Origin of the sequence: Kitasatospora putterlickiae, from assembly GCF_039527695.1 — a bacterium.
Classification (GTDB): domain Bacteria; phylum Actinomycetota; class Actinomycetes; order Streptomycetales; family Streptomycetaceae; genus Kitasatospora; species Kitasatospora putterlickiae.
On record NZ_BAAAKJ010000198.1, the window covers coordinates 6274 to 13247 of the forward strand.

Consider the following 6974-nt stretch of genomic DNA (forward strand, 5'->3'; position numbering starts at 1 on the left):
GGGCCGCCCGCGCCACGGCGGGCGCGGGCCGAGGCGGCCGGGGAAGTGCACGGCGAGGTCCTCCACCTCGGCGAGCCAGCGGCCGTCCGCCGGGTCCGTGGCCCGCGCGGGCCGCGCGGTGGACGGCCGGGGCGCGGGCGACGGGTCGTCGACGGTCGGCAGCGGCGTGCCCGGCACGGAGTCCAGCGTGAGCGCGGCTCCCACCAGGGCCCTGGTGTACGGCTCGCGTGGCGCGGCCAGCAGCGTGGCGGTCGGCGCGCTCTCCACCTCCCGGCCGCCGCGCAGCACGAGCGTGCGGTCCGTGGTGCCGGCGACCACCCCGAGGTCGTGGCTGACCAGCAGCACCGCGGTGCCGTGCTCGCGCTGCAGCTCGCCCAGCAGGTCGAGCACCTGGCGCTGCACCCGGGCGTCCAGCGCGGTGGTCGGCTCGTCGGCGATGAGCACGTCGGGGTCGTTCATCAGCGCCATCGCGATCATCACGCGCTGCCGCATGCCGCCGGAGAACTGGTGCGGGTAGTCGCGCACCCGGGCGGCCGGGATGCCGACCCGGTCGAGCATCTGCGCCGCCCGCCGGCCGGCCTCGGCGCGGCCCGCGCCGGGGTGGTGCAGCCGGTACATCTCGGCGAGCTGGGCGCCGACGCCGTGGAACGGGCTGAGCGAGGTGAGCGCGTCCTGGAAGACCAGGGCCACCCGGCCGCCGCGCACCCGCCGCAGCACCGACTCCCCGGCGCCCACCAGCTCCTGACCGGCCAGCCGGATCGAGCCGGTGACGGTGGTGCCGCGCGGGTCGTGCAGGCCGAGCACGGCGAGGCCGGTGGCGGACTTGCCGGAGCCCGACTCGCCGACCAGGCCGAGCACCTCGCCGCGGGCGAGGTCGAAGGAGAGGCCGCGCACGGCGGCGACCGGGGCGCCGCCGCGCGGGTCGGCGAAGGTGACCGAGAGGTCCCGGACGCTCAGCACCGGCGGCTCGGCGGCGGCGTCGTGGACGGGACCGGGACCGGGGGCGGGCCCGTCGGCGGCGTCGTGGACGGTCCCGGCGGCGGGCTCCGGGACGGGGGAGGGGCTCATCGGGGCGGGCTCCAGAACGGGATGGGGGCGGTCAGCCAAGACGGATACGCGGGTCGAGCCAGGCCACCACCAGGTCGGCCAGCGCGACGAACAGCACGACGAAGCAGGCGGCGAGCAGCACGGCGCCGACCACGGCCGGCAGGTCCTGCCCCTCAACGGCCTCGGTGGCGAACCGGCCCACGCCGTTCAGCCCGAACACCGTCTCGGTGATCACCGCGCCGCCGAGCAGCGCGCCCGCCTCCAGGCCGAGCAGCTGCACCAGGGGCCCGGCGGCGCCGCGCGAGGTGTACTTGAGGTGCGCGCGCAGCCGGCCGAGGCCCTTGCCGCGCGCGGTGCGGACGTACTCCTCGTTCATCGTCTCCAGCAGCTGGGAGCGCGAGAGCCGGGCGAACACGGCCGAGTTGACGAAGCCGAGCACGATCCAGGGCAGCAGCAGGCCGCCCGCCCAGGCGGCGGGGTCGGTGGCCGGCGGGGTGTAGGAGGGCAGCGGCAGCAGTCCGGTGGTGTAGACCAGGCCCCACTGGGCGACGTAGCCGAGGAAGTAGATCTGCACGCTGGCGCCGATCAGGGTGAAGCCGGAGAGCAGCTTGTCCGTCCGGGTGCCGTGCCGCAGCGCGCTGACGAAGCCGGTGCCGAGCCCGAGGACCACCAGGACCGCCAGCGCGCCCGCCGCCAGCGAGGCGGTGACCGGCAGGTGGTCGACCAGCGCCTCGGTGACCGGCTGGTGCAGCCGGTAGGAGTAGCCGAGGCACGGCGCGTCGCAGTGGATCGTGGAGCCGTCGACGTCCTGGACGTCCCGGCCGGCGACGATCCCGGTCAGGTAGTCGGTGTACTGGGTGAGCAGCGGCTGGTCCAGGCCCATGCTCGCGCGGACCGCCGCGACCTGGCCGGTGTCGCAGCGCGGGCCGCAGGCGGCGCGGGCCGGGTCGGCGGGGGCGGCGTAGAAGAGGGCGAAGGCGGCGGCGGAGACCGCGGCCAGGACGGCGAGCGCCTGGAGGAACCGCCGCAGGGCGAAGGAGAGCATGGTGGCCGGTCCGGGTTCGGGGAGGGCGTCGGGGCGGCGGGACCGCCGCGCGCTCGTGAAGGACGGCGCGCGGCGGGACCGCCGGGGGACTTCGGGTCAGGACTTGAGGTACAGCCAGGCGAGGCTGACCGTGCCGTAGATCGGGTGGACGAACGCGCCGCCGACGTTGGAGCCGCGCAACTGGTTGACGGTCGGGTAGCTGTACGGCAGCACCGGCAGGTCCTTCATCACCGTCTGCTCCAGCGCGTACAGCTCCTTGGCCTTGGCGTGCGGCTCGCCGATCTGGTTGATCCGGTCGATCTCCTTGTCCACCTCGGCGTTGCGGTACCGGGCGGAGTTGAGGTCGCTGTTGGCGCGGCCGTCGAAGGAGAACGGGATCAGCGTGGAGGGCGTCGGCCAGTCGACCGAGGTGGTCTCCTCCCACAGGTCGTACGGGGAGTCGGCGCGGTGCGCCTCGTCCAGCAGGGCCTTGGGGTCGATCGGCTTGGGCACGACGGTGATGCCGGCCTTGGCGAAGCCGTCCACCAGCACCTGGGCGACCCGCTGCCCGTTGGGCGTGTTGGCGTACGCGTAGGTGAGCGGGGCGGGCGGCTGCTTGGCCTTGGCGAGCGCGGCCTTGGCGGCCTCCGGGTCACCCTCGGGCTTCGCCGGGTTGAGGTCGTACTTCTGCCAGTCGACCAGGGCGGGCGAGCTGAGCGTGGTGGCGAGGTCGCCGGCCCGGGTGCCGCCCTGGACCTGGCGGGCCTGCTGGCGCGGGTAGGCCAGGTTGAGGGCCCTGCGGACCTCGACGTCGCTCACCCGCTCGTTGTTGACCATCAGGTAGGTGACGAAGGCGCCCTGCCGGCCGGAGACGACCAGGTCCTTGGCCTTCGGGTCGGTGTCCACCGTCTGGTACAGCTCGGGGGAGAGCACGGTGGCCGCCGTGGTGGCGTTCTCGCCGCCGTCGCGCCCGGCGAGGATCTCCTGGTTGATGTTGAGCGACTCCTTCCCGAAGGTGAAGACGAACTTCTCCGGGTACTGGCTGCGGATCGGGTCGGTCTCCGGCTTCCAGTGCGGGTTGCGCTCCAGCACCATGCGGGTGTTCTGGACGTGCTCGACGATCCGGTACGGGCCGGTGGCGAACGGCACCCGGTCGTAGTCGGTGCCGGTGTCCTTGTCCTGGCGCACCGGCGAGGAGGAGGACTGCGCGGCCATGTACGGCACGTCGGCCTGCGGCTGCGGGAAGTGGAAGACGACGGTGCGCGCGTCCGGGGTCTCGATCGCGGCGAGGTCGCCGTCCTGCGGGCCGCCGTACTTCTTGCGGGCGTCCTCGTAGCTGGCCTCGCCGGTGAGCCACTGCGGCCAGTACGGCGGGCCGACCTCGTAGCCCTTGCCGAAGGAGCGCTCGATGCCGTACTTCACCTGCTGGGAGGTGATCGGCTGCCCGTCCTCCCAGGCCAGGCCCTCCTTCAGCTTGTACGTCCAGGTGCGGCCGCCGTCGGTGGAGGTGCCGGTGTCGGTGGCGAGGTCGCCGACCAGCCTGGCCTTGCCGTCCACCACCTGGTACTGGGTCAGCTGGCGGCCCCAGAGCAGCGAGGCGTTGTAGGTGGCGCCCGCGTACACCTTCTGCGGGTCGAGGTGGCGGAAGTCGGTGGCGTTGTAGACGTTCACCGTGCCGCCCTGGCGGGCACCGGCGACGGCGGGGGCCGGACCGGCGCTCTCCTGCTCGGTGCCGAGCGCGGCGGTCAGCGGCGAGGCGTCCTTGGCCGCGGCGCCCGGGCCGGCGGTGGAGGAGGTGGAGGCCGCGCCGGCCGAGCAGGAGGTCGCCAGCAGGGCGGTCGCGAGGACGGCGAGGGACGGTCTGATCCAGCGCATGGCGAATCTCTCCTTGCCCCGGGAGCTCCGGGGCGGTCGGGTGAACTGTGATGAAGGGGATGACAGGGGGGAAGGTCTCAGCGGCCGGCGCGCGGGTCCAGGGCGTCCCGGACGGCGTCGCCGAGCAGGTTGAAGGCGAGCACGAAGAGCAGCAGCGCGACGCCGGGGAAGACCATGTACGTCGGGTCGGCCTGGAACACCTCGGAGCCGCGGGCGATCATCCGGCCCCAGTCCGGAACCGGCTCGGTGATGCCCACGCCGAGGAAGGACAGCACCGCCTCGGAGGCGACGAAGGTCGGCACCGCCATGGTGGCGTGCACCAGCAGCTGCGCCCGGACATTCGGCAGGAGTTCCCGGAAGACGATGTGGAACCGGCTGGCGCCGAGCGCCCGGGCGGACTGCACGAAATCCCTTTCCCGGAGTGACCGGACGGTGGCGCGCAGGGAAAGCGCGAGCGGAATCCAGCCGAACGCGGAGAAGACCAGGATGAGGACCAGGAACTGCATCCACTCCGGTTCCGCGGCGGCCGGATCGACCAGCCGGGACTGGATCACCGGGCTGAGCGCGAGCAGCAGGAGCAGCGTCGGGAAGGCCAGCAGGACGTTGGAGAGGAAGCCGAAGACCCGGTCGGTGATCCCGCCGAGGTAGCCCACCGCGACGCCGGCCAGTACCCCGAGGGTGGTGGTGACGGCGGCCGAGGCGAACGCGATCAGCAGCGAGGTGCGGATGCCGTACAGCAACTGGGTGAAGACGTCGCGGCCGAGGCCCGGCTCCAGGCCGAACCAGAACTCCCCGGAGATGCCGCCGTTCGGCGCGGTCGGCAGGCCGCCGTCGCTGAGCAGGCCGGGCGTGTTCTGGCCGTAGTGCTCGGTGGGGTTCTTGCCGTACAGCGCGGCGATCAGCGGGGCCGCCAGGGCGAGCAGCAGGAAGAGCAGGACGACGCCGAGCGCGACGGCCCCGGTGCGGTCGCGGCGGAGGCGGCGCAGCAGGCTCGTCGGGGCGGGCGCCGGGGGCGGCGCAGGGGCGTCCGGCGCTGCGACTTGTTCGACCACTGCCATGAGAGGCGTACTCCCCGAATTCTCTGCCGCCCCGTGGATGTGGGTGCGTCGGCGTGCATTTCCGGCGGTCCGGTCCGGGGGTTTCCCGGAAGGCCGCCGGGCGCCATCAGACCGGATGGCCGGGAGTTTTCGCAAATCATTCGAAAGGCGTCGGCGAAGTGGTTCGGGTGCTTTGTTTCGGGAATTGTGACGGGTTCATTCCGCTGCAATACCGCCGTAGCAATAGAACGGACAAAAGCGGACGAAAGGCGTGTCATGTCCGCCGCCGTCCCGCATGGTGAGACCTCCGCCACAGACCGCCCGGCATTGGTACGATTCCGGCGGGCCGCGACTGGCGCGCACGGATGGAATCGACCATCGGGAAGCGGCCCCGTGCCGGATCACGACGCAGTTGCCGAGCGCCTGGGCCCCCAGACCTCCCCACCAGGAGACCGCCATGGCCCAGCAGCCGCACACGGCCGCCACCCCCGCCGCCAACACCGCCTTCCGCTCCGCGCTCGACGTGGTCCGCGAGGTCGAGCCGCGGATCGCCGCCGCCATCGGCCAGGAGATCGACGACCAGCGCGCCTCGCTCAAGCTCATCGCCAGCGAGAACTACGCCTCCCCGGCCGTCCTGCTCGCCATGGGCAACTGGCTCAGCGACAAGTACGCCGAGGGCACCGCCGGCCGCCGCTTCTACGCCGGCTGCCGCAACGTCGACACCGTCGAGACCATCGCCGCCGAGCACGCCCGCGCCCTGTTCGGCGCCGACCACGCCTACGTCCAGCCGCACTCCGGCATCGACGCCAACCTCACCGCCTTCTGGGCCGTCCTCTCCCAGCGGGTCGAGAGCCCCGCCCTGGAGCGCGCCAAGGTCCGCAACGTCAACGACCTCACCGAGCGGGACTGGGCCGAACTGCGCCGCGACCTGGGCAACCAGCGCATGCTCGGCATGTCCCTGGACACCGGCGGCCACCTGACCCACGGCTTCCGCCCCAACATCTCCGGCAAGATGTTCGACCAGCGCAGCTACGGCACCGACCCGGCCACCGGCCTGATCGACTACGACGCGCTGCGCGCCACCGCCCGCGAGTTCCGCCCGCTGATCCTGGTGGCCGGCTACTCCGCCTACCCGCGGCGGGTGAACTTCGCGAAGATGCGTGAGATCGCCGACGAGGTCGGCGCCACCCTGATGGTCGACATGGCGCACTTCGCCGGCCTGGTCGCGGGCAAGGTGCTCACCGGCGACCACGACCCGGTGCCGCACGCCGACATCGTCACCTCCACCACCCACAAGTCGCTGCGCGGCCCGCGCGGCGGCCTGGTGCTCAGCACCGCCGCGCTCGCCGAGCACGTCGACCGCGGCTGCCCGCTGGTGCTCGGCGGCCCGCTCTCGCACGTCATGGCCGCCAAGGCGGTCGCCCTCGCCGAGGCCCGCCGCCCCGAGTTCCGCGCCTACGCCCAGCAGGTCGTCGACAACGCGCAGGCGCTCGCCGAGGGCCTGCTGCGCCGCGGCGGCACGCTCGTCACCGGCGGCACCGACAACCACCTCGTGCTCGCCGACGTCTCCGGCCACGGCCTGACCGGCCGCCAGGCCGAGGCCGCGCTGCTCGACTCCGGCGTCGTCACCAACCGCAACTCCGTCCCGCGGGACCCGAACGGCGCCTGGTACACCTCCGGCGTGCGGATCGGCACCCCGGCGCTCACCACCCGCGGCCTCGGCACCGCCGAGATGGACGAGGTCGCGGGCCTCATCGACACCGTGCTGCGCGCCACCACCCCGGCCACCACCGCCTCCGGCGCCCCGTCCAAGGCCCAGTACACCCTGGACCCGGCGGTCGCCGAGGGCGTCGCCAAGCGCGCCGCCGACCTGCTCGCCGGCTTCCCGCTCTACCCGGGCGTCGACCTGGCCTGACACCGCACCGCGGCGTGACGGTCCGCCGCGTGACGGCCGGTGGCGTGACTGCCGGTGGTGTGGCGGTTGGGGGGGT

The 6974-nt window shown here is 73.4% G+C and carries 5 protein-coding genes and 1 riboswitch; of the genes, 1 reads left to right on the forward strand and 4 read right to left on the reverse strand.

Annotation, left to right across the window (positions count from 1 at the left end):
- From ABD308_RS19810 to ABD308_RS19825, 4 genes are all read right to left on the reverse strand, one after another.
- The coding region (locus ABD308_RS19810; protein ID WP_344337120.1) for an ABC transporter ATP-binding protein at positions 1–1068 on the reverse strand (1068 nt) is incomplete at its 3' end.
- Positions 1069–1099: 31 nt separating this feature from the next.
- The gene (locus ABD308_RS19815) at positions 1100–2092 is read right to left on the reverse strand and encodes an ABC transporter permease (protein ID WP_344337122.1); all 993 of its coding nucleotides are present in this window, start codon (positions 2090–2092) and stop codon (positions 1100–1102) included.
- A gap of 96 nt (positions 2093–2188) precedes the next feature.
- Positions 2189–3946, reverse strand: a complete 1758-nt coding sequence (locus ABD308_RS19820; protein ID WP_344337123.1) for an ABC transporter substrate-binding protein — start codon at positions 3944–3946, stop codon at positions 2189–2191.
- Positions 3947–4023: 77 nt separating this feature from the next.
- The gene (locus ABD308_RS19825; RefSeq protein WP_344337125.1) at positions 4024–5004 is read right to left on the reverse strand and encodes an ABC transporter permease; all 981 of its coding nucleotides are present in this window, start codon (positions 5002–5004) and stop codon (positions 4024–4026) included.
- A gap of 317 nt (positions 5005–5321) precedes the next feature.
- Positions 5322–5419: riboswitch (ZMP/ZTP riboswitch) on the forward strand.
- 21 nt (positions 5420–5440) lie between these two features.
- Here ABD308_RS19825 and ABD308_RS19830 point away from each other — a divergent pair.
- Positions 5441–6898 (forward strand): glycine hydroxymethyltransferase, encoded by a 1458-nt coding sequence (locus ABD308_RS19830; RefSeq protein WP_344337127.1) that lies wholly within the window; start codon positions 5441–5443, stop codon positions 6896–6898.
- Positions 6899–6974: the final 76 nt, after the last annotated feature.